At 66.9% G+C, this 1276-nt stretch carries 1 protein-coding gene; it reads left to right on the top strand.

The window, feature by feature from the left end; all coding sequences use genetic code 11:
• Positions 1-1276, top strand: a 1276-nt coding sequence (locus CH281_RS07490; protein ID WP_094693635.1) for an ATP-binding protein, incomplete at both ends; no start/stop codon positions are given.

Here is a 1276-nt window from a genome sequence, read left to right on the forward strand (position 1 = left end):
CGCGGCATGAAAGTGGCCCGCACCCGCGAGGAAATCCCCGAACTGTTCGACTCCGCCACCCGCGAAGCCGTCGCCGCATTCGGGCGCGGGGAATGCTTCGTCGAACGCTACCTCGACAAACCACGCCACGTCGAAGCCCAGGTCATCGCCGACCAACACGGCAACGTCATCGTCGCCGGCACCCGCGACTGCTCCCTGCAACGCCGCTTCCAGAAACTCGTCGAAGAAGCACCCGCCCCGTTCCTCACCGACGCCCAACGCAAAGAAATCCACTCCAGCGCCAAAGCCATCTGCCTCGAAGCCGGCTACTACGGCGCCGGGACCGTCGAATACCTCGTCGGCCAAGACGGCCTCGTCAGCTTCCTGGAGGTCAACACCCGCCTGCAGGTCGAACACCCCGTCACCGAGGAAACCTCCGGCATCGACCTGGTGCTGCAGCAGTTCCGCATCGCCAACGGCGAAGAACTGACCATCACCGAAGACCCCGAACCGCGCGGGCATTCGTTCGAGTTCCGGATCAACGGCGAAGACGCCGGACGTGGGTTCCTGCCCGCCCCCGGACCGGTCACCACCTTCACCGCCCCCTCCGGCCCGGGTGTCCGCGTCGATTCCGGTGTCGAATCCGGCAGTGTGATCGGTGGCCAGTTCGATTCGATGCTCGCCAAACTGATCGTCACCGGAGCCACCCGCGAAGAAGCCCTCGCTCGTTCGCGTCGGGCGTTGGCCGAGTTCACCGTCGACGGGTTGGCGACGGTGATCCCGTTCCACGCTGCGGTGGTCTCCGATCCCGCGTTCATCGGCGACGGCGACTCCTTCTCCGTGCACACCCGGTGGATCGAAACCGAATGGGACAACCAGGTTCCCCCGTTCACCGCCGGGCAACCGATCGACGACGACGAGGCCCTGCCCCGGCAGTCCGTCATCGTCGAGGTCGGGGGCCGACGCGTCGAGGTCTCCCTCCCGGGCGAGCTCACCCTCGGCGGTGGTAGCGGCGGAAATGCCGGTGCGGTACGGCGCAAGCCCAAGGCCCGCACCCGTGGCGGTGCCGGAGCCGGCGCAGCCTCCGGTGACTCGGTGACCGCACCGATGCAGGGCACCGTGGTCAAAGTCGCCGTCGACGAAGGCCAGGAAGTCGCCGCCGGGGACCTCGTCGCCGTCCTGGAAGCGATGAAAATGGAAAACCCCGTCACCGCCCACAAAGCAGGCACCATCACCGGCCTGAGCGTCACCGCAGGCGACGCCATCACCCAAGGCACCGTCCTCGCAGAAATCAAGT

Source organism: Rhodococcus sp. 06-221-2 (assembly GCF_002258365.1).
Taxonomy (GTDB): Bacteria; Actinomycetota; Actinomycetes; order Mycobacteriales; family Mycobacteriaceae; genus Rhodococcoides; species Rhodococcoides fascians.